At 68.3% G+C, this 20,824-nt stretch carries 20 protein-coding genes; 11 read left to right on the top strand and 9 right to left on the bottom strand.

Annotation, left to right across the window (positions count from 1 at the left end):
* Positions 1-203: 203 nt before the first annotated feature.
* The 3 genes from J2X65_RS04220 to J2X65_RS04210 form a co-directional block, all read right to left on the bottom strand.
* The gene (locus tag J2X65_RS04220; RefSeq protein WP_310198436.1) at positions 204-986 is read right to left on the bottom strand and encodes a Bax inhibitor-1/YccA family protein; all 783 of its coding nucleotides are present in this window, start codon (positions 984-986) and stop codon (positions 204-206) included.
* A 161-nt stretch (positions 987-1,147) separates the two neighbouring features.
* On the bottom strand, positions 1,148-3,751 hold the full coding sequence (locus tag J2X65_RS04215; RefSeq protein ID WP_310198433.1) for an FtsX-like permease family protein: 2,604 nt from the start codon (positions 3,749-3,751) through the stop codon (positions 1,148-1,150).
* Complete coding sequence (locus J2X65_RS04210) at positions 3,748-4,470, bottom strand: ABC transporter ATP-binding protein (RefSeq protein ID WP_310198430.1); 723 nt, start codon at positions 4,468-4,470, stop codon at positions 3,748-3,750. The genes J2X65_RS04215 and J2X65_RS04210 overlap by 4 nt, the downstream gene beginning before the upstream one ends.
* Positions 4,471-4,627: 157 nt before the next feature.
* On the opposite strand from J2X65_RS04210, the gene J2X65_RS04205 reads away from it, so the two are divergent.
* A complete protein-coding gene (locus J2X65_RS04205; RefSeq protein ID WP_310198561.1) occupies positions 4,628-5,236 on the top strand; it encodes an arylesterase in 609 nt (202 codons plus the stop codon).
* A gap of 140 nt (positions 5,237-5,376) precedes the next feature.
* A complete protein-coding gene (locus J2X65_RS04200) occupies positions 5,377-6,435 on the top strand; it encodes an NADP(H)-dependent aldo-keto reductase (protein WP_310198428.1) in 1,059 nt (352 codons plus the stop codon).
* 45 nt (positions 6,436-6,480) lie between these two features.
* Here J2X65_RS04200 and J2X65_RS04195 read toward each other — a convergent pair whose 3' ends face one another.
* The 4 genes from J2X65_RS04195 to dapF all read right to left on the bottom strand — a co-directional run bounded on the left by J2X65_RS04195 (position 6,481) and on the right by dapF (position 10,349).
* Positions 6,481-7,107, bottom strand: a complete 627-nt coding sequence (locus tag J2X65_RS04195) for a septation protein A (RefSeq protein WP_310198425.1) — start codon at positions 7,105-7,107, stop codon at positions 6,481-6,483.
* Positions 7,108-7,186: 79 nt separating this feature from the next.
* Complete coding sequence (gene ftsY / locus J2X65_RS04190; protein ID WP_310198421.1) at positions 7,187-8,125, bottom strand: signal recognition particle-docking protein FtsY; 939 nt, start codon at positions 8,123-8,125, stop codon at positions 7,187-7,189.
* Positions 8,126-8,142: 17 nt separating this feature from the next.
* Positions 8,143-9,450, bottom strand: a complete 1,308-nt coding sequence (gene mtaB / locus J2X65_RS04185; RefSeq protein WP_310198419.1) for a tRNA (N(6)-L-threonylcarbamoyladenosine(37)-C(2))-methylthiotransferase MtaB — start codon at positions 9,448-9,450, stop codon at positions 8,143-8,145.
* Positions 9,451-9,482: 32 nt separating this feature from the next.
* The gene (gene dapF, locus J2X65_RS04180) at positions 9,483-10,349 is read right to left on the bottom strand and encodes a diaminopimelate epimerase (RefSeq protein WP_310198416.1); all 867 of its coding nucleotides are present in this window, start codon (positions 10,347-10,349) and stop codon (positions 9,483-9,485) included.
* Between the two features lie 326 nt (positions 10,350-10,675).
* On the opposite strand from dapF, the gene J2X65_RS04175 reads away from it, so the two are divergent.
* The 5 genes from J2X65_RS04175 (at position 10,676) to J2X65_RS04155 (ending at position 15,668) form a co-directional block, all read left to right on the top strand.
* Entirely contained in the window at positions 10,676-11,395 is a 720-nt protein-coding gene (locus tag J2X65_RS04175) for a GyrI-like domain-containing protein (protein WP_310198412.1), read from the top strand.
* A gap of 87 nt (positions 11,396-11,482) precedes the next feature.
* Positions 11,483-12,733, top strand: a complete 1,251-nt coding sequence (rlmN, locus tag J2X65_RS04170) for a 23S rRNA (adenine(2503)-C(2))-methyltransferase RlmN (RefSeq protein ID WP_310198410.1) — start codon at positions 11,483-11,485, stop codon at positions 12,731-12,733.
* A 4-nt stretch (positions 12,734-12,737) separates the two neighbouring features.
* The gene (locus J2X65_RS04165) at positions 12,738-13,271 is read left to right on the top strand and encodes a hypothetical protein (RefSeq protein ID WP_310198407.1); all 534 of its coding nucleotides are present in this window, start codon (positions 12,738-12,740) and stop codon (positions 13,269-13,271) included.
* 128 nt (positions 13,272-13,399) lie between these two features.
* Positions 13,400-14,626 carry an argininosuccinate synthase gene (locus J2X65_RS04160; RefSeq protein ID WP_310198404.1) on the top strand — a complete coding sequence of 409 codons (1,227 nt, stop codon included), beginning with the start codon at positions 13,400-13,402 and terminating at the stop codon, positions 14,624-14,626.
* A 70-nt stretch (positions 14,627-14,696) separates the two neighbouring features.
* Positions 14,697-15,668 (top strand): hypothetical protein, encoded by a 972-nt coding sequence (locus tag J2X65_RS04155; protein WP_310198402.1) that lies wholly within the window; start codon positions 14,697-14,699, stop codon positions 15,666-15,668.
* Between the two features lie 21 nt (positions 15,669-15,689).
* On the opposite strand, the gene J2X65_RS04150 is transcribed toward J2X65_RS04155, so the two are convergent.
* Positions 15,690-16,193, bottom strand: a complete 504-nt coding sequence (locus J2X65_RS04150; protein WP_310198399.1) for a pyridoxamine 5'-phosphate oxidase family protein — start codon at positions 16,191-16,193, stop codon at positions 15,690-15,692.
* 226 nt (positions 16,194-16,419) lie between these two features.
* Between J2X65_RS04150 and J2X65_RS04145 the strand changes: the two genes are divergently transcribed.
* Positions 16,420-17,571: a site-2 protease family protein gene (locus tag J2X65_RS04145; RefSeq protein WP_310198396.1), complete on the top strand. Its 1,152-nt coding sequence runs from the start codon at positions 16,420-16,422 to the stop codon at positions 17,569-17,571.
* 133 nt (positions 17,572-17,704) lie between these two features.
* Complete coding sequence (locus tag J2X65_RS04140; RefSeq protein ID WP_310198393.1) at positions 17,705-18,007, top strand: hypothetical protein; 303 nt, start codon at positions 17,705-17,707, stop codon at positions 18,005-18,007.
* A gap of 74 nt (positions 18,008-18,081) precedes the next feature.
* On the opposite strand, the gene J2X65_RS04135 is transcribed toward J2X65_RS04140, so the two are convergent.
* Entirely contained in the window at positions 18,082-18,324 is a 243-nt protein-coding gene (locus tag J2X65_RS04135) for a hypothetical protein (RefSeq protein WP_310198390.1), read from the bottom strand.
* 222 nt (positions 18,325-18,546) lie between these two features.
* On the opposite strand from J2X65_RS04135, the gene J2X65_RS04130 reads away from it, so the two are divergent.
* Both J2X65_RS04130 and typA read left to right on the top strand, forming a co-directional pair.
* Positions 18,547-18,801 (top strand): hypothetical protein, encoded by a 255-nt coding sequence (locus J2X65_RS04130; protein ID WP_310198387.1) that lies wholly within the window; start codon positions 18,547-18,549, stop codon positions 18,799-18,801.
* 146 nt (positions 18,802-18,947) lie between these two features.
* Positions 18,948-20,777 carry a translational GTPase TypA gene (typA, locus tag J2X65_RS04125; RefSeq protein ID WP_310198384.1) on the top strand — a complete coding sequence of 610 codons (1,830 nt, stop codon included), beginning with the start codon at positions 18,948-18,950 and terminating at the stop codon, positions 20,775-20,777.
* Positions 20,778-20,824: the final 47 nt, after the last annotated feature.

Below are 20,824 nucleotides of genomic sequence, written 5' to 3'. Positions count from 1 at the left end.
GCTCGGCTTTCTCGAGTCAGGCATCAACCGGGCTTGACCGCGGGGCCGCCACGTGGCCAGCGATCCGCCCGCGAAGGAGGTACTCTGCATCGCGCCCTACGGCACCCGGGCCAGGGCTGCCATGATCGGTGCACACCGGATCGCCCAAACGAAAAGGCCCCGGACGATGCCGGGGCCTCGACGCCGTCGAAGGGCGATGCGCGTCAGTTGTTGCGGTTGCCGAACAGCTGCAGCAGCATCACGAACAGGTTGATGAAGTCGAGATAGAGCGTCAGCGCGCCCATGATCGCCTTGCGGCCGGCCACCACGTCGTCGTCGCCGGCGAAGTACATTTCCTTGATGCGCTGGGTGTCGTAGGCGGTGAGGCCGGCGAACACCAGAACGCCCACCACTGAGATGATGAACTGCAGCATCGACGAGCCGAGGAAGATGTTGACCAGGCTCGCGATGATGATGCCGAACAGGCCCATCATCAGGAACGAGCCCATCGCCGACAGGCTGCGCGGCGTGGTGTAGCCATAGAGGCTCAGCGCGCCGAAGGTGGCGGCGGTGATGAAGAACACCCGCACGATGCTGTCATGGGTGTAGACGAGGAAGATCGTCGACAGCGAGATGCCGACCAGCGCCGCATAGACCCAGAATACCGTCTGCGCCGCCGCCACGCTCATGCGGTCGACGCGGAAGGACAAGAAGAACACGGCGGCGAGCGGCGCCAACACCACCAGCCATTTCAGCGGGCTGACGAACAGCGCATAGCCGAACTGCGTCAGGTAGACATTGGCGCCGAGCGCGTACTGGGTCGGCTCGGCCGAGACGGCGAGCATGTAGATGCCCAGCGCCGCCGCGCCGGTGATGGCGAGGCCGAGCGTCATGTAGTTGTAGACGCGCAGCATATAGGAACGGAGGCCCTGATCGATCGCGGCCTGCGTCCGCGTCGCCGTCGAGCCGTAGCGCGGGACGGTGATATTGCGATCGTTGTCGGACATGGTGACGGGTCCCTTTCAGACGCCTTCCGCCGCACCCCGGACGGGGTCGCGGCGACTCTGCGGGAAATATGAGCAGAGCCGCCGCCGCCCGCAAGTGAAGTTTCGGCAAGAAATGCCGCAGCGGCACATATCGTTAAGGCACATATCGTTAAGGGATGAGCTTACAAGCTCCGTAGTATGCGGGCCGGCTTCTGCCCGAGCGCCCACCAGGTGCCGATGAGCCCGAAAGCGACGGTGAGCAACAAGGCCACACCGACCGCCCCCAGCGCGGCCGGCAGCGAGAAGGCGAAGCCGATCTTCATCACCCCGACCACCACCGCATAGGCGGCAACGGTGCCGGCGAGTACTGCCACCAGCGCGGTGGCGAGGCCGAGCGCGGCGTATTCCAGAACATAGGCCAGCAGGAGACGGGGCCGGGTGGCGCCGAGCGTCTTCAGAATAACCGCATCGTACACCCGATGATGCTGCCCGGCGGCCAGCGCGCCGGCGAGAACCAGCACGCTCGCCACCAGCGTCACCAGGCTGGCGCCGCGTATCGCCAGCAGAAGATTGGCGACCAGCGCACCGATTTCCGCCAGCGCCTCCTTGACCCGCACGGCGGTGATGCCCGGATAAGATCTTGCGACAGCTCGCGAAATACCGCGCTCGGTGGCCTCGTCCACTCCCTGGGGGAAGGCAAGGGTGGCGAGGGAGGTGTGCGGCGCGCCGCGGAAGGTGTTGGGCGAGAACACCATGACGAAGTTAATGGCCAGCCGCTCCCACTCCACCTTCCGCAGATTGGCGATTTCCGCAGTGATCGGCCGCCCCAGCACATTCACCGTGACGCTGTCGCCGACCCTGAGCCCGAAAGCATCGGCTATTTCTTTTTCCAATGAAACCAATGGTTTGCCGGAATAGCCCGCCGGCCACCACCTGCCTTCCGCCAGCGTGGAGCCCTCCGGCAGCTCGGCGGAATAGGTGACGCCGCGGTCGGAGGAAAGCACCCAGGCGAATTCGGGCGGCGGGGTGATCTGCTCGACCGGCCGGTCGCCGAGGTTGATCAGTCGGCCGCGCAGCATCGGCACGACCTCGATCTTGCCGCCCGACGCCTCCTTGGCGAGGAAGTCGGAAAACTGTTGTGTATCAGTGCTTTGAATGTCGAGAAAGAAAAAGCTCGGCGCCTGGTCGGGCAGGCGGGCGGTGAGTTCGCGGGTGAGTGAGCGGTCGATGAGTGACAGTGTGACCAGCAAAGTGAGCCCCAGCCCGAGCGACAGCACCACCGTCGGGGTCAGCGCTGCCGGCCGGTGAATATTGGCGAGCGCCAGCCGTGCCCCGGTCGAGCGCGGCCGTGGCAGGCGACGTGCGATGGCCATGATGCCGGTCGCCACCAACCGCAGCGTGATCAGCACGCCGGCCGAGGCAAGCAGGTAGTAAATGGCGATGCGACGCTCCTCGCTGGCCGCGACGGCAAGGGCGCACAGCGCCAAAATCGCTAGCGCCGTCAAGGCGATATAGATCTTGCGCGGTCGGCGCGGGCCGTTGTCGTCCCATTCGCGGAACAGCGCCGACACCGGCACGTCATGGGCGAGGCCCAGCGGCCACAGCGCGAAGGCCAGCGCGATGAGGATACCGTAGCCGAAGGCGAGGGCGAGCGCTGCCGGCTGCACGCTCGACTCGATCGCGATCGGCAGCAAATGGCCGAAGGCGGCGTCGAGCGCGAAGGGCAAAGCTGTGCCGGCGATGAGGCCGATGAGAAGACCGATGAGTGCGATCAGCACGACTTCGAGCACATAGATCGCGAAGATCATCCGGCCGGGCGCGCCGAGCGACTTGAAGGTGGCGATCACGCCGCGCTTGGCGTCGAGATGGCTCTTCACCGCATTGGCGACGCCCACCCCGCCGACCAGCAGCGCGGTCAGCCCGACGAGGGTGAGGTACTGAGTGAAGCGGCGGACATTGTCCTCAAGCCGGGGGGCGGCGGCGTCGCGGGTGCGCACCTCGAAGCCGGCCTGCGGCGCTTTTGCCTTCACCTCGTCGAGAAAGGTGGAAAGGCTGCCGGGATCGTTCAGCTGCACCCGGTAGTGCCAGCGCGCCAGGCTGCCGGGCTGGATCAGTTCGGAGGCGTTCAGGGCGGCGAGGGAGACCATCAGGCGCGGCCCGAAGCCGAGGCCGGTCGCCAACAGGTCGGGCTCGTTGGAAATGAGGCCGGTGACCCGCAGGCGCGCGGCGCCGAGCTGGAGGTCGTCGCCGATCTTGAGGCCCAGGCGCTCGGCCAGGACCGGATCCAGCACCGCGCCGAAGCGGCCGTCAGTCTCGGCAAGCGCCTGTGCCGGCGGAGCCGGCGGGTCGAGGGTGAGCGTACCCGTGAGCGGATAGGCGCCATCGACCGCCTTCACCTCGGCGAGGGTCGAATTGAGGCCGGCGCCCTCGCCGGTACGGGCCATGGCGCGCAGTGTGGCGATGATGGAGACCCGCCCGGCGGCGGTGAAGAGCTGCATTTCCTCCGGCGTCGCCGGGCGCTGCACCAGCGTGAAGGCGGCGTCACCGCCGAGCAGCGTGGTGCCCTGGCGCTCCAACCCATCGGTAAGCGCACGCGAAAACGAGCCGACGCCGGCGATGGCGGCGACGCCGAGCGCGAGGCAGGCAAGGAACACCCCGAAGCCGCGCAGGCCGCCGCGCAGCTCGCGCAGGGCGAAGCGCAGGGCAAGGGAGAGCGAGAAGCCACCACGGCCGGTCTCGGGCGCCCGCGCGGCGGCGGGGGCGTCGTCGCTGGTGGTTACGCTCATGCCGCGTCCCCGCCGATGAGCGCGCTTTCCTCGATCTGACCGGAGCGCAGGCGCACCGTGCGGTCGCAACGGCGGGCGAGGGCGAGATCATGGGTGACGATGACCAGCGTGGCACCGCGCCGTGCCTGGGCGGCGAAGATCAGCTCCATGATCTGCTGGCCGGTGCTCTCGTCGAGATTGCCGGTGGGCTCGTCGGCGACGAGGATCGCCGGCTCCGGGGCCAGGGCGCGCGCCACCGCCACGCGCTGCTGCTCGCCGCCGGAAAGCTGCGAAGGATAATGATCGAGCCGGTGGCCGAGCCCGACCTGGGCGAGCTCGGCGCGGGCGCGCTCGAAGGCGTCGGCCCGGCCGGCGAGCTCCAGCGGTACCGCGACATTCTCCAGCGCCGTCATGGTCGGGATGAGGTGGAAAGCCTGAAACACGATGCCGACATGCCGGCCGCGAAACCGGGCGAGCGAATCCTCGTCGAGCCCCGCCAGCTGCTGGCCGGCGACGACGACGCTGCCGCCATCCGCTTGCTCCAGCCCGGCGAGCACCATCAGCAGGCTCGATTTGCCGGAACCCGAGGGGCCGACCAGGCCGACCGCCTCGCCTTGCCCTATATTCAGCGAAATACCCTTGAGGATATGGACACGCGCCGCGCCCGACCCCAGAGACAGCTCGACCTTGTCGAGCGCAATGGCGGGAGCGGCGGTACTGAAACGGGAGTCCGGCTGCATGTTTTCCTGTCGTTTTCGCGATGCATTTTCGAAGTCGGCTCAACGTCTCGCAGCATATGGGCCGGTGTGCACCGCAGAAAAGGGCCGGACGAAACACCTTGTCGTCAATGGCACGCGCGCCGGCCGGAGGCTGCGGCGGGTCTGCGTGGCCGCGATGATGCTGGTTCTGCCGCTCGCGGCGGCGCGGGCGGAGCCGGTGCGCCTCGTCGCGCTCGGCGACAGTCTGACCGCCGGATACGGCCTGCCCGCCGCCGAGGCCTTTCCGGTGAAGCTGCAGGCGGCGCTGAAGGCGCGGGGACACGATGTCGTGATCGACAATGCCGGCGTCTCCGGCGACACGGCGAGCGGCGGTGCCTCGCGTCTCGACTGGTCGGTGCCGGACGGCACGCAGGGCGTGATCCTCGAACTCGGCGCCAACGACGCGCTGCGTGGCATCGATCCGGCGGTGACGCGAAAGGCGCTCGACGCCGCGCTGGCGCGGCTGAAGGAGCGCGGCATCCCGGTGCTGCTCGCCGGCATGCTGGCGCCGCCCAATATGGGCGCCGACTACAAGGCGCGCTTCGACGCGATCTATCCCGCACTGGCCTCAACCTATGGCGTGCCGCTCTACCCGTTCTTCCTCGACGGCGTCGCCGGGCAGGGGGCCCGGTTGAACCAGGCCGACGGCATGCACCCCACCGCCGAAGGGGTCGAGGTGATCGTCGAGAAGATCCTGCCGACGGTGGAGGCGTGGCTCGGCACCCTCAAGGCCGGCACGCCCGGCTAGCCGGGGCGTCGCTCGCCGGAAGCTGCGGTCATCGCCGGGCGCGCGCCGCGAAAGCCCTGTTGCGGTGCAGCACTTGCGACCCGGTCGAGGGAGGGCGTATTAAGTTCGCAACCCTTCCTCCCGGCATTCCGGAAAATCCCATGCGTTATCGTCCGCTCGGCCGCACCGGCCTCGAGGTGAGCGAGCTTTGCCTCGGCACCATGACCTTCGGCCAGCAGAACACCGAGGCCGAAGGCCACGCCCAGCTCGACTATGCCCTCGGCGAGGGCATCAACTTCATCGATACCGCCGAGCTCTACTCCATTCCGCCCAAGCCGGAGACGCAGGGCTCGACCGAGCGCATCATCGGCTCCTGGTTCAAGACGCGCGGCAATCGCGACAAGGTGATCCTCGCCACCAAGGTGGTGGGCCTGTCGGAGATGACCTGGTTTCGCGCCGACGGCTCGCCCGGCAGGCCGAATCGCACCCAGATCCGCGAGGCGGTGGAGAACAGCCTGACACGGCTGCAGACCGACTATATCGACCTCTACCAGCTGCATTGGCCGGGCCGGGAGATGCCCTGGGGTTCCAACCCCACGCGCTGGCCCGACGATGCCGACGGCCGGCCGACGCCGGACGAGACGCCGGTATTGGAGACGCTGCAGGCGCTCGGCGAACTGGTGACGGAAGGCAAGGTGCGCCATATCGGCCTCTCCAACGAGAGCGCCTGGGGTACGATGCGGTTCCTTGCGGAGGCGGAGAGGCACGGCCTGCCGCGCGTGGCCTCGGTGCAGAATGCCTACAGCCTCGTCAACCGCACCTATGAGACCGCGCTCGCCGAAGTGAGCCTGCGCGAGGATGTGGCGCTCCTGGCCTATTCGGCGCTGGGGCAGGGTTTTCTCACCGGCAAGTACCAGAACGGCGCCCGGCCGGCCGGCGCGCGCACCACGCTGTTCGACCGTGGCCAGCGCTACCAGAAGCCGGGCACGGAGGAGGCGATCGACGCCTATCTCGGGATCGCCGCCGAGCACGGGCTCGACCCGGCGCAGATGGCGCTGGCCTTCGCGCTGTCGCGCCGCTTCATGACCTCGGTGATCCTCGGCGCCACCACGATGGAGCAGTTGAAGACCGATATCGACGCCAAGGACGTGAAGCTGGCGCCGGAGGTGATCGAGAAGATCGACGCCGTGCACCAGCTCACCGGCAACCCGGCGCCGTAAGTGCCCTCTCCCTCCGTCCCCGGCGGGCGGAGGCAGGCGGCCGGCTCATTCGCCGGGCTTCGGGGATCCGGTGGTCGGCGCCGCATGCGTCGGCGGGGCGGCACTGGCGGGGGCGCCGTGACGCGTCATCAGCGGCACCTGCGCCATGGCGAAGATCAGCGTGAGCGGCAGATAGCCGAAGGTCTTGAAGGCCACCCAGCTGTCGGTCGACACGCTGCGCCAGACAATCTCGTTCAGCACCGCCATGGCGAGGAAGAATACGCCCCAGCGGATCGTCAGCACGCGCCAGCCTTCCGGCGTCAGCTCGAACACGTCGCCCAGCACATAGGGCAGCAGCGGCTTCTTCAGCGCCATGCCGCCGAGCAGGGCGACGCCGAACAGCGCGTTGACCAGGGTCGGCTTCATTTTGATGAAATGGTCGTCCTGCAGCACGATGGTGAGCGTGCCGAACACCAGCACCACCGCGGCGGAGATCAGCGGCATCACCGCGATCTTGCGCGCCAGCAGCCACATGATCACCAGCGCGACGAAGGTCGCCACCATGAAGGCGCCGGTGGCGGCATAGATGCCCGCACGGCCATTGGCGATGAAGAAGATCACCAGCGGCCCGAGCTCCAGCGCGATCTTGGTCAGCGGGTGCATGGCACGGGCGGGGGGACGGTTGTCGTTCATCGCGGTGGAAATCCTCTATTCCCAAGCGTTGTCGCCCGGCAATGCGGCGCGATCAAGGGGCAGGGCGATCAAGAGGCGTTCAGTCGTCCAAACCCACCACGGCGCGGGCGAAATCGCGGGCGGCGAAGGGCTGCAGGTCGTCAATGCCCTCGCCGACGCCGATGAGATGCACCGGCAGGCCGAACTTGGCGGCCAGCGCGACGAGGATGCCGCCGCGGGCGGTGCCGTCGAGCTTGGTCATGACGAGGCCGGTGACGCCGGCGACGCGCTGGAACGCCTCCACCTGCGACAGAGCGTTCTGGCCGACCGTGGCATCGAGGGTGAGCACCACCGCGTGCGGGGCGGTGGGGTCCTGCTTGCGGACGACGCGGACGATCTTTTCCAGCTCCGCCATCAGCTCGGCGCGGTTCTGCAGCCGGCCGGCGGTGTCGATGATCAGCACGTCGGCATTGTCGGCCTTCGCCTGCGCCAGCGCATCGAAGGCGACGCCGGCGGCATCGGCACCGGGGGGCCGCGAGACCAGGGCGGCGCCGGTGCGCTCGGCCCAGACCTTGAGCTGCTCGGTCGCCGCCGCGCGAAAAGTATCGCCGGCGGCGAGCACCACCTTCTTGCGCTGCGCCCGCAGCGCCGAGGCGAGCTTGCCGATGGTGGTGGTCTTGCCGGAGCCGTTTACCCCGACCATCAACAGCACGAAGGGTCTGGCATCGCTTTCAAACACGAGCGGCATGGCGACCGGGGCCAGCACCTTCTCGATCTCGGCGGCGACGAGGCCGCGCACCTCCTCCGGCTCGATCTGCTTGTCGTAGCGGCCCTTGCCGACCACCTCGGCGATCCGGGCGGAGGTCTCGACGCCGAGATCGGCGCGGATCAGCACGTCTTCCAGATCCTCGATCGTGGTGGCGTCAAGCTTGCGCTTGGTGAACAGGTCGGTGATGCCGGTCGACAGGTTCGACGCGGTGCGCGTCAGCCCCTGCGTCAGGCGCTTCCAGAAACCGGGGCGGGGGGTATCGTCGGACATCAGTTGAGCGCTCGGGTTCAGGCAGCGATCGGCCCGGCACCCACAAGGTGCGTGCCGAGGAGATGGGTTCCGTCATGGCCGGCTATGCGCACCTCGCCGATGCTGCCGGGCGGCATGGGTTTGGCGAGCCGCACCGGGGTGAAGCCGCGGGTGCGGGCTAGGCCTTCGGTCTCGGCCAGCACTTCGGTGCGGACACCGATCTCCGCCGCGAGATGACGCAGCAGCGCGCTCGCGCCCTTTTCCCGCAGGCGCCGCGCGCGCTCCTTCGCCACCTCGCGCGGCACCTGCGGCATGCGTGCCGCCGGAGTGCCGCGCCGCGGCGAGAAGGGGAAGACGTGCAGATGCGTCAGCCCGCATTCGTCGACCAGCGCCAGCGAGTTGCGGAAATGCGCCTCGGTCTCGGTCGGGAAGCCGGCGATGATGTCGGCGCCGAATACCATGTCCGGCCGCGCCCGGCGGATCATAGCGCAGAAACGAATAGCATCGCTCCGCGAATGCCGCCGCTTCATCCGCTTGAGGATGAGGTCGTCGCCGGCCTGAAGTGAGAGATGCAGGTGCGGCATCAGCCGCTCCTCCCCGGCGATGGCGGCGATGAGCTCGTCATCGGCCTCGACGGAATCGATGGAGGACAGCCTGAGGCGCCGCAGCTCCGGCACATGGCGCAGGATCGACCGCACCAGCGTGCCAAGCCTCGGCGCACCCGGCAGGCCGGTGCCGTAGGAGGTGAGATCGACGCCGGTGAGCACCACCTCGGCATAGCCGTTCTCGACCAGGCGGCGGACCTGCGCCACCACTTCGCCCATCGGCACCGAGCGGGAATTGCCGCGCCCATAGGGGATGATGCAGAAGGTGCAGCGGTGGTCGCAGCCATTCTGCACCTGCACGAAGGCGCGGGTGCGGCCTTCCAGCCGGTCGACCTGAACGCCCTCGATGAGGTGCAGCGCCGTCTCGCGCACGCTCATAATGTCGCCGACGACGGCCTTCTCCTCATGGCCGATGCCGAAATCGAGCGCCTGCCGGGCGCTCGCCCAGGTTTCGGGCTTGGCCTTGTCTGCATTGCCGATGACGCGCTCGACCTCCGCCATCTCGGCGAAGGTTTCCGGCTCGGTCTGGGCGGCGCAGCCGGTGACGACGATGCGCGTGCCCGGCTGCTCGCGCTTCAGCCGGCGGATCGCCTGCTTGGCCTGGCGCACCGCCTCGGCGGTGACCGCGCAGGTGTTGACTACCACGAGATCCTCGAGGCCGGCCGCGCCGGCCGCGTTTTTCATCGCCTCGGATTCGAGCGTATTGAGGCGGCAGCCAAAGGTGACGACGTCGACGGGCATGAGCGTTCCCTGAGCGTTCCCTGGGCGATCCTTCAGGCCGTCACGCCGAGCATGTCGGGGGTGAGGTGGCCGGAATATTCCAGCTCCGCCGGGCCGGTCATCAGGATGTGGTCATCCGTCTCGCGCCAATCGATGGTGAGGTCGCCGCCGGGCAGGGTGACGGTGACCCGGCGGCCGGTAAGGCCGAGGCGGGCAGCGGAGACGGCGGTGGCGCAGGCGGCCGAGCCGCAGGCACGGGTGAGGCCGGCGCCGCGCTCCCACACCTTCAGGAGGATATGGTCCGGCGAAAGCACCTGCGCGACCGAGATATTGGCGCGATCCGGAAAGGCCGGGTGACGTTCCAGCTCGGGTCCGTAGCGGCCGAGGTCGATGGCGGCGGCATCCGGCACGAAGAACACCGCGTGCGGGTTGCCGACATTCACCACCGCCGGGTCGGCGAGCGCCGGGGCTTCCGCCGGGCCGGCCTGGATGTCGAGGGCGCGGGTATCGGCGACCGGCCCGGCGAGCGGGATATCGGCCCAGCCGAAACGCGGCGGTCCCATATCCACGGTGATGCCGCCGGACGCGATCGTGCAATCCAGCAGGCCGGCGACGGATTCGAAGCGGATATGCGCGCGGCCGGTGCGGCCATACTCATAAAGCGCGATGCAGCGTGTGCCGTTGCCGCAGGCGCCGGCTTCCGAGCCATCGGCATTGATGATGCGCACATAGGCGTCGATGCCGGGCACGGCGGCCGGATACAGCGCCATGATCTGGTCGAAGGGCAGCACGTCGGGACGGGCCAGCGCCCGCGCTTCCGCCGGCGGCACCGGCATCGGCCCGTCGCGCAGATCCAGCACGACGATCTCGTTGCCAAGGCCGTTCATCTTCACGAAGGGGCGATGTGCCAGCGAAGCCATGATGATCCGAGAATGCCCGACCAGGCGCCATGCGGCGGGAATGCGCCCTTATATGGCGAAGGCGGGCGCGAAGGCCAGTGCGTTTGCCGCAGGACGCCCGTTCCTGCGGCGCAAGGCGCGGCCGGGGCGCGCCACCATGAGGGGTGGGCATGAAGCGCGGGCGAAGCGCGGGCTTGGGGGGGCGTATGGCGAGGCGCTACGGAGGTGCCGCCGTGGCGCCGCTGCCGCGCGGGCGGGGAAACGTGTCGGCGCGGCCTTTGCGCCATCGTCGCGCCACTGGTGGGATGCTAAGGATGGCACGGCGTCATGCCGTGCCCGGGTGAACCATGCAGCTTGTCCTTCGGCTCCTCAACCCCCTGACGAAAGCCGCCTTCGCGCTGGCGCTGCTGGCAATGGCGGCGCCGCCGGCACAGGCGCAGGCACCCGCGCCGGCTCCTGCCACCCCCGCCCCGGGGGCGCCGACGGACAAGGCGCCGGAAACCCCCTCTGACGGTCAGGGCGACCTGGTGGCGCCGCCGGTGATCGACCCGAAGGGCGTGGACACGTCGAGCGTTCCCCTGGGCGGCGACCCGCTCCAGCGGCCGGACGGCTTCGGCGATCCGGCCGAGATGGTGCCGGTGCCGGTGCTGCAGAAATCGGCCAAAAGCAATTGGGACGAAGGTTTCGCCACCATCGTCGCGACGCTCAAGACGGTCTATGCCGAGCTTGACCGGCTGAAGCTGAAGCGGGCGGGCGCACCTTTCATCATATACACCATGACCGACGACGAGGGCTTCTCCTTCGAAGCGGCGGTGCCGTTTTCCGGCGCCACCACCGAGAAGCCCGGGGATGGGCTGGAATTCTCCGCCTCGCCGGCCGGCAAGGCGCTGCGCTTCACCCATCGCGGACCCTATGACGCCATGGACCCGACCTATGAGCAGATCGCCAACCTGCTCGACGCCAAGGATCTCGAGGCGCAGGACCTCTATGTCGAGGAATATCGCGCCGACCCGACGACGACGCCCGACGACGATCTCGTCATCGACATCTGGGTGCCGCTGAAGTAGCGGCACGCGAGCTCTGCGCGGCACGCATTCGCCTTTGGGGGCGAGGCGTGCTATGAGGCGCGCAAACATCCATTCTCGAAAACGGCCATGAACCTCATCGATACCACTGCGGCCGCCGCCGCCGGGGCGGGCGCTGCCATTGCCGCCACACCGGTCGCGCCGGCGTCCCTGACGGACACGCGCCGCTCGCTCGCCGGCCTCGACCGCGCGGGGCTTTCCGCGGCGCTCGCCGAGATCGGCATGCCCGAGCGCGAGCGGCGCATGCGCGTCGCCCAGCTCTGGCACTGGATCTATCTGCGCGGCGTCACCTCCTTCGACGCCATGACCAATGTCGGCAAGGGGCTGCGCGAGAAGCTGGCCGGCGCCTTCACCCTCGACCGGCCCGAGGTGGTGGTCGAGCAGGTGTCGGCCGACGGCACCCGCAAATGGCTGCTGCGGCTGCCGCCCGACATCGCCGGCGACAAGCCGCACGATGTCGAGATGGTCTACATCCCCGAGAGCGACCGCGGCACGCTGTGCGTCTCCAGCCAAGTCGGCTGCACGCTCAACTGCTCGTTCTGCCACACCGGCACCCAGCGGCTGGTGCGCAACCTGACCGCCGCCGAGATCGTTGCGCAGGTGATGGTCGCGCGCGACCGGCTGGGCGACTATCCCGGGCAGGAACGCGCCGTGGGGCCGGGCCTGCCGACCGAAGGCGACCGGCTGGTCACCAACATCGTGTTCATGGGCATGGGCGAGCCGCTCTATGCCTATGACTCGGTGGCGAAAGCCATCGAGGTGCTGGCTGACGGCGAGGGGCTCGGCATCGGCAAGCGGCGCATCACCGTCTCCACCTCCGGCGTGGTGCCGGAGATCGAGCGCCTCGGCACCGAGGTGGGGCCGATGCTCGCCATCTCGCTGCACGCGGTGCGCGACGAATTGCGCGACGTGCTGGTGCCGATCAACAAGAAGTACCCGCTGAAGCAACTGCTCGACGCCTGCCGCAACTATCCGCCGGCCTCCAACGCCAAGCGCATCACCTTCGAATATGTGATGCTGAAGGGCGTGAACGACTCGCCGGCCGACGCCAAGGCGCTGGTGAAGCTGCTGGCCGGCATCCCCGCGAAGATCAACCTGATTCCGTTCAACCCCTGGCCGGGCACCAAATATGAGTGCTCGGACTGGGAGACCATCGAGCAGTTCTCCGACATCGTGTTCCGCGCCGGCTATTCCAGCCCGGTGCGCACGCCGCGCGGGCGCGACATCCTCGCCGCCTGCGGGCAGCTGAAGAGCGAGACCGAGAAGCTCAGCGCCCGCGAAAGGCTGGCCCTGCGCGCCATGGCCGCCTCGGCGGAATAGCGGCGTGGACGCGCTCCTGCGGCTGCTGCTGCGCTTCGTGCTGGTGCCGTTCGGGCTGGTCTGCGCGCTGATCGTCTCGGTGATGGTGATGATCGCCGGCTCCTGGCGGGTCGGCGACATCCTCGCCGGCACGCACGACATCGATGCGATCCGGCTGTTCGATGCGGCGATGATCTCCGGCCTCGCCCTCTCCGGCGCGGCGCTGACGATGTGGGCGGTGGCGCTGATCGGCGTTCTGTTCGCCGAGATGTTCGGCGTGCGCTCCTGGCTGTTCCACACGGTGAACGGGGCGATCTCCGCCTGGCTCGGGGCGCAGTTGTTCCCGCCATTCCCCGAAGGCGCGGCGCTGGCCAGCTTCGACGTCGATCTCTACATCTTCGCCGCCGGACTGGCCGGCGGGCTCGCCTACTGGCTGGTGGCCGGCTGGAGCGCCGGCTTCTGGAAGCCGGTCTTCGCCGAGCGGCCGCCGGTGCTGCCGCCCGCGCCGCCTCCACCCCCGCCCGGCCCGCTGCCGCCGCCTCCTTCCCCGATCGCCTGAGGCAAGCGCCGCACGGCCCCAAACCACACGCGAAGGGTTGCGCGCGCCAGCGCCATGCCTATAGTCCGCGCGCCCTCGGCGCCGGATTTCCCGGTTCTCTCGCCTCTCTACTCGCGGAATTCTTCGATATGGCTGACGTCAAGCGCGTGGTCCTCGCCTATTCGGGCGGTCTCGACACTTCGGTAATCCTCAAATGGCTGCAGACCACCTATGGCTGCGAGGTGGTGACCTTCACCGCCGATCTCGGCCAGGGCGAGGAGCTGGAGCCGGCGCGCAAGAAGGCCGAACTGCTCGGCATCAAGCCGGAGCACATCTTCATCGAGGACGTGCGCGAGGAATTCGTGCGCGACTACGTGTTCCCGATGTTCCGCGCGAACGCTCTTTACGAAGGCCTATATCTGCTCGGCACCTCGATCGCCCGGCCGCTGATCGCCAAGAAGCAGATCGAGATCGCCCGCAAGGTCGGCGGCGACGCGGTGTCCCATGGCGCCACCGGCAAGGGCAACGACCAGGTGCGCTTCGAGCTGAGCTATTACGCGCTGGAGCCGGAGATCAAGATCATCGCCCCGTGGCGCGAATGGGATTTGCGCTCGCGCGAGCAGCTGATCGCCTTCGCCGAGGCGCACCAGATCCCGATCGCCAAGGACAAGCGCGGCGAGGCGCCGTTCTCCGTCGACGCCAACCTCCTGCACTCCTCCTCCGAGGGCAAGGTGCTGGAGGACCCCTCCGTCGAGGCGCCGGAAATGGTCTATATGCGCACCATCGCCCCGGAGGACGCGCCGGACAAGGCGACCTACATCACCGTGGGCTTCGAGAAAGGCGACGCCGTCTCGATCGATGGCGAGGCGCTCTCGCCGGCCGGCCTGCTGACCCGGCTGAACGCGCTCGGCAAGGAGAACGGCATCGGCCGCCTCGACCTCGTCGAGAACCGCTTCGTCGGCATGAAGTCGCGCGGCGTCTACGAGACCCCCGGCGGCACCATCCTGATCAAGGCGCATCGCGGTATCGAGAGCATCACGCTCGACCGCGGCGCGGCGCATCTGAAGGACGAGATCATGCCCCGCTATGCGGAGCTGATCTATAACGGCTTCTGGTTCTCGCCCGAGCGCGAGATGCTGCAGGCGCTGATCGACAAGAGCCAGGAGCTCGTCACCGGCGAGGTGCGGCTGAAGCTCTACAAGGGCAATGTCGAGGTGGTCGGCCGCTCCTCGCCCTATTCGCTCTACAACCAGGACCTCGTGACCTTCGAGGAGGGCGCGGTCGCCTATGACCACCGCGACGCCGCCGGCTTCATCAAGCTGAACGCGCTGCGCCTGCGCACGCTGGGCGCCCGCGATCGTAAGATCCGCGGGTGACAAAAGGTCGCGGTGCAACGAGAAGTTGTCGGCGGTAACATGACGCCATTCTCCGGTCGGGAGGTGGCCCATGCTTGGTACTTTCGACGCGTTGACGTCCGCTAGCCTTGCACAGAACGCGGCCCTGCCGAGCCGTCCGCCGGGCGGGACCGGCGGTTGGGCCTGGGAAGGCTTCCGCAAGCGCAACACCGCGCTCGACAGCTTCTTCTACGACGTCAAGACGCTGTCGCCGGAGGAAGCGCAGGCGCTGGGCCGGCTAGGCGTCCTGGAAGGCTCGCTGGTTCTGGTGCCGCCATCCGGCATGGGCGAGGTGAGCCTCTGGCCGACGCTGGATGCCCTTGCCGCCGCCGGCGGCACGACGGCAACCAGCCTGTGCATTGCGGGGGTCGGCAGTTCGGCCCTCGGCAGCGCCGCCTTCGCCCGTAACGTCGCCGATGCCACCGGCAAGCCGGCGCTGGCGGTGGTCTCGGGCTATGGCATGTCCGATCTGATCACCGAGGCCCTGGGCGGATGGTTCTGGTTCGGCGGGGTGAACCAGGCGCGCCATGCCTTCGAGGCGCTGGAGGCCCACCGCCTGCCGGCGCCAGTGGCCCAGACAGGCGCCGCGAGTGCCGAAACTAGCGCCGCCAGCCTCGACAAGGTGACGCGCAATCCGGCGATCAGCCGCGATACGCAGGTGGCGTTCGCGCTCCTCTGCGATCAGCGGTTCGATTTTCAGGTGCTCACCGGCCACTCCAAGGGCAATCTGGTGATGTCGGAGGCGCTCTACGCCTTCGTGCGCTGGAGCGAGGCGGAGCAGCGCCCGATCCGCTCCGATCGGCTGATCGTGACGTTCAGCGCCACGATCGCCGTGCCACCCGCCTTCACCAACGTCATCGACGTGATCGGCGGCGCCGATCCGCTGGGCCGGCTCAATTCGCGCTGGGACATTCCGGTCGACAAGCGGGCGGGCTGGAGCGGCCACCACACCAATACCGAGATCCTCGGCCATCTGCCGGTCACGGCCCTGCTCCGCGAGATCCTCGCGGAACAGGGCCGCTGATGCGGGCGGCGGGTGGCGCCTTCAGCCGAGCGGCACCTTGCGGCTCTCGCCGAGATCCGGCGTGTCGCCGGTCATGCGGGCGGTCGCCAATTTGAGGGCGATCAGCACCGAGCTGGACGGGCCGTCCCAATACTCCGCGTCCTCGGGCAAGAAGCGCAGTACGCAGATATTGGGATCGGCCTTGCCCTCCGGCCAGAAGGCACGGGCGGCGTCGTTCCACAATTCGTCGATCTTGGCGCGATCCACGCTCACCTCGGTCTCGCCGGAGACCGAGAGATAATCGTTGCGGCCGGGATGGGCGAAGATGAGCGCGCCCTGCGGATCGCGCTCCAGTTCCTCGTCCTTGTGGCCGCGGCGGTCGGAGAGGAACCACACGCAGCCTTCTTCACGCGACGGCATGGCGTGCATCGGCCGGCCGCGCAAGGCGAGGCCCTGCTTGGTCACCAGCATGCAGGTGCGAATCTCCTCCATCATCTTCCACACATGGTCGATGGCTTGTGTCGTGGTGCGCAGCGTGCGGTCCATCGCGAAGGCTCCTCCCTTGCCGGTGCGGGTGGCGGCGGTCCTGCCGTCCTCCCATGCCAACCTCCGGCGGGCGCCTCGGTTCCCCACCGGCTTGCGCGCCGCCGCCGTGCGAATCCACGACAATCTTGTTGCCGAGCTTTCGTCGGGAAGGTGCTACCGGTTAAGCTCGCCGCGCGGCAGCTTCCCGCCGCAGCTGGTTCCCGGCAGAGTTGCATCGGAGAGTCGCATGCCCTGGTCGCTGACCGTCGGCTACATCTACGGCACCGCGGTGCGCATCCACGTCACCTTCCTGCTGTTCCTGATCTGGATCTGGGTCGCCTATTACCAGCGCGGCGGTGCCGGCGCCGCCTGGGAGGGCGTCGCCTTCGTGGCGCTGCTGTTCCTGTGCGTGCTGCTGCACGAGTTCGGCCATATCTTCGCCGCCCGGCGCTATGGGGTGAAGACGCCGGAGGTGACGCTGTGGCCGTTCGGGGGCATTGCGCGGTTGGAGCGCATTCCGGAAAAGCCCTCCGAGGAACTGGTGGTCGCGCTGGCCGGGCCGGCGGTGAACGTGGTCATCGCGCTGGTGCTGATCCTGGCACTGGGCGGCACCACCGGCGTCGAGCATCTGGAGAACATCGAGAACCCGCAGATCGGCCTGCTCGCCAAGCTGGCGGGGGCCAACATCTTCCTGGTGGTGTTCAACCTCATCCCGGCCTTTCCGATGGATGGCGGGCGGGTGCTGCGGGCGCTGCTCGCCATGCGGATGGGCCATGCGCAGGCGACGCAGACGGCGGCGTCGATCGGCCAGGCCCTGGCCATCGGACTCGGTTTCCTCGGCATCTTCGGCAACCCGATGCTGATCATCATCGCCGTCTTCGTGTTCCTGGCCGCCTCCGGCGAAGCGGGCACGGTGCAGATGCGGCAGGCGGCGCAGGGCGTGCTGGTGCAGGACGCGATGATCACCCATTTCGAGACGCTGGGGCCGCAATCCAGCGTCGGCGACGCGGCCGAGGCGCTGATCCGTACCACCCAGAAGGAGTTCCCCATCGTCGACGGCGCCGGCCATCTGCGGGGCGTGCTGACCCGCGACGCGATGATCCGGGCGCTGCAGGCCAAGGGACCGGAGGCTTCGGTGCTGGAGGCCATGCAGGGCGACGTCCCGACGCTGCCGGTGCGGGCGCCGCTCGACAAGGCGCTGCAACGGCTCACCCAGAGCGGGGCGCCGGTGCTGGGCGCGCTCGATGTCGACGGCCGGCTGGTCGGCCTGCTGTCGCCGGAGAATGTCGGCGAGATGATGATGCTGCGCGCCGCTCAGCCGGAAGCACGGTTCGGGCCCTGGGCGCGGCGTCCTTCGGGTCCGGCCGGCCCCACCGGGCCGGGCGTCGGTGCCGGCTAGGCCTTTCGCCGTCGAGAGGTGGCGGGTGGCCGGAGTGTCGCGGCGTCCGGCTCGCCATAGCTTCCCGTCTCTTTAGTCTCCCACCCCGTGGTTCGCCCGGGAGCGTCCCAATGTTCAGCAACGGTAGCGACACATGACCTATCACGGCCCACCACCGCCTCTGCCCTGGACGCCGTGGGATCTGATGGAGGGGCCGATCCTGCTGTCGGCGTGCGTGGTGATCGGCGCGATCATGGGATTTTTCGGCGTCGGCCTGCTGGCGCCCGCGCCGCTCGCCGTTCTGGGGGCGCTGGGCTGGTACGACCAGCGCCAGCGGCGCAACCGCCAGCGCGGCCAGGGGCATCCCCCGCTGCTGACCCATCTGTGGTGGTTCGCCGTGCTGGTCTATCTCGCCTATGGGCTTGGAGCCGCCATCGCCGACCAGACCTATATGTAGAAGGCCCGGCCTTCCGATCCCGCGAGCGACGTGTCTCGTGCGCGGCGTGTCCCGTGCGCGGCGTGGCTGGTTCGCTATCCGCCCCCCTTCACGCCGGTGACGCCGGTGAAGGCGGGGGGATCGCTGGCGGGGAAACTCTCCTCCAGCGCCTCGTCTATGTCTTCCTCGCTCGGTTGCGAGGCCGGCTCGGTCTCCGGAATCGGTACGGCGCCGGTGATGCCGGTGAAGGCCGGCGGATCGCTGGCGGGAAAGCTCTCCTCCAGCGCCTCGTCGACCTCCGTCTCGGCCGGGCGGCCGGCATCGGGGCGTCCGTTCATCGCAAGTCCCTCCCTCTCGTCCCGTGCATCGTCTGCCTTGACAACTGGGATAGCGGCGCCGGCGTTCAAGTGCCGCACCGGCAATCGGGGCAGCGGTGGCGTGCGTTTGCCGAGGGAACCGATCGCGGCATCGGGCGTTTCCCGAATCCGCCGTGGATGAAGCCGCGGCGCTGCCGGCGTGCCGGCTTGCGGCGCGCCACTCTGAAAAGGAGGAGCATCGCCATGGAGTCTAGACCCGAGCCGTCTGGCGTCGAACATGCGCGCGTCCGGCTGCAATACTGGCCGGCCTCGCACGACGTGCACGCGCCGGACAATTGGCCGGACAGCTATGAGTTCGAGACGGTCGAGGACGCCGTCGCCTTTGCCATGACCCAATCGCCGGCCGGGCGCGACGTCGCTTGGCTGCGCACGCCGGAAGGCGAGATCTTAAAGGCCGGGCAGATCCGCCGGCTGTGGGAGCTGAACCGATCGCACTGAGTGCCTCGCGCCGGCGCGGCGTTGAGGCCGCGTCAGCGCTTTTGCGCGTTCCGGCGTTGCCTTTACGGGCTTTCTGAGTATAGTGCGCCGCAAAATTTCCCACGCGGGTCCGAATTGCCTTCGGGCCCGCTTTTTGGTGTTTACTTATGAAGCTGCGCAACATCGCCATCATCGCCCACGTCGACCACGGCAAGACCACGCTGGTGGACGAACTGCTCAAGCAGTCCGGCTCCTATCGTGAGAACCAGCGCGTCGCCGAGCGTGTGATGGATTCGAACGATCTCGAAAAGGAGCGCGGCATCACCATCCTGGCCAAGGCCACCTCGGTGGTCTGGAAGGACACCCGCATCAACATCGTCGACACCCCCGGCCACGCCGATTTCGGCGGCGAGGTGGAGCGCATCCTCAACATGGTGGACGGCGCCATCGTGCTGGTCGATGCTGCCGAAGGCCCGATGCCGCAAACCAAATTCGTGGTCGGCAAGGCGCTCAAGGTCGGACTGAAGCCGATCGTCGCCATCAACAAGGTCGACCGGCAGGACGCCCGCGCGCAGGAAGTCATCAACGAGGTGTTCGACCTGTTCGCGGCACTCGACGCCAATGACGAGCAGCTCGATTTCCCGATCCTCTACGGGTCCGGCCGCAACGGCTGGATGGCTCACTCACCGGAAGGTCCGCAGGATCAAGGCATGGCGCCGCTGTTCGACCTGGTGCTCAAGCATGTGCCGGAGCCGACCGTCGAGGAGGACGCGCCGTTCAAGATGATCGGCACCCTGCTGGAGGCCAACCCCTTCCTCGGCCGCATGATCACCGGGCGCATCACCTCCGGCTCGATCAAGCCGAACCAGTCGGTCAAGGTTCTCGCGCAGGACGGCTCGCTGGTCGAGCAGGGGCGTATCTCCAAGATCCTCGCCTTCCGCGGCATCGAGCGGCAGCCGATCGAGGAAGGCGTCGCCGGCGACATCGTCGCCATTGCCGGCCTGTCCAAGGGCACGGTGGCCGACACCTTCTGCGATCCATCGGTAGACACGCCGCTGAAGGCGCAACCGATCGACCCGCCGACCGTGACCATGACCTTCATCGTCAACGATTCGCCGCTCGCCGGCACCGAGGGCGACAAGGTGACCAGCCGCGTCATCCGCGACCGCCTGCTGCGCGAGGCGGAGGGCAATGTCGCGCTGAAGATCGAGGAATCCACCGAGAAGGACTCGTTCTACGTCTCCGGCCGCGGCGAGCTCCAGCTGGCGGTGCTGATCGAGACCATGCGCCGCGAGGGCTTCGAGATCGCCGTGTCGCGTCCGCGCGTGGTGTTCACCAAGAACGAGGCCGGCGAGACGCTGGAGCCGATCGAGGAAGTGCTGATCGACGTCGATGAGGAGTTCTCCGGCGTCGTCGTGCAGAAGATGAGCGAGCGCCGCGCCGAGATGGTGGAAATGCGCCCCTCCGGCGGCAACCGCGTGCGCCTGGTGTTCTACGCTCCGACCCGCGGCCTGATCGGCTACCAGTCGGAGCTGCTCACGGACACCCGCGGCACCGCCATCATGAACCGGCTGTTCCACGAATACGCCCCCTACAAGGGTGAGATCGCCGGCCGCACCAATGGCGTGCTGATCGCCAACGAGGCGGGCGAGGCGGTGGCCTACGCGCTGTGGAACCTCGAGGATCGCGGCCCGATGATGATCGAGCCGGGTTGGAAGGTCTATCAGGGCATGCTGATCGGCATCCACACCCGCGACAACGACCTCGAAGTGAACGTGCTGAAGGGCAAGAAGCTCACCAACATCCGCACCACCTCGAAGGACGAGGCGGTGCGCCTGACCCCGCCGATCCGCATGACGCTGGAGCGCGCGCTCGCCTGGATCCAGGACGACGAGCTGGTCGAGGTGACGCCGAAGTCGATCCGCCTGCGCAAGCGCCTGCTCGACCCGAACGAGCGCAAGCGCGAGGAGCGCCGCAAGGAAGCCGAGGGCGTCTGAGCCCGTTTCGACACCCGCCGATCAAGGAATGGCCGCCCCTCGGGGCG

The sequence above is a fragment of the Ancylobacter sp. 3268 genome, from assembly GCF_031456575.1.
GTDB lineage: Bacteria > Pseudomonadota > Alphaproteobacteria > Rhizobiales > Xanthobacteraceae > Ancylobacter.
Note: the sequence above shows the minus strand (reverse complement) of the source record. Positions and strands in the feature narration are given on the sequence as shown.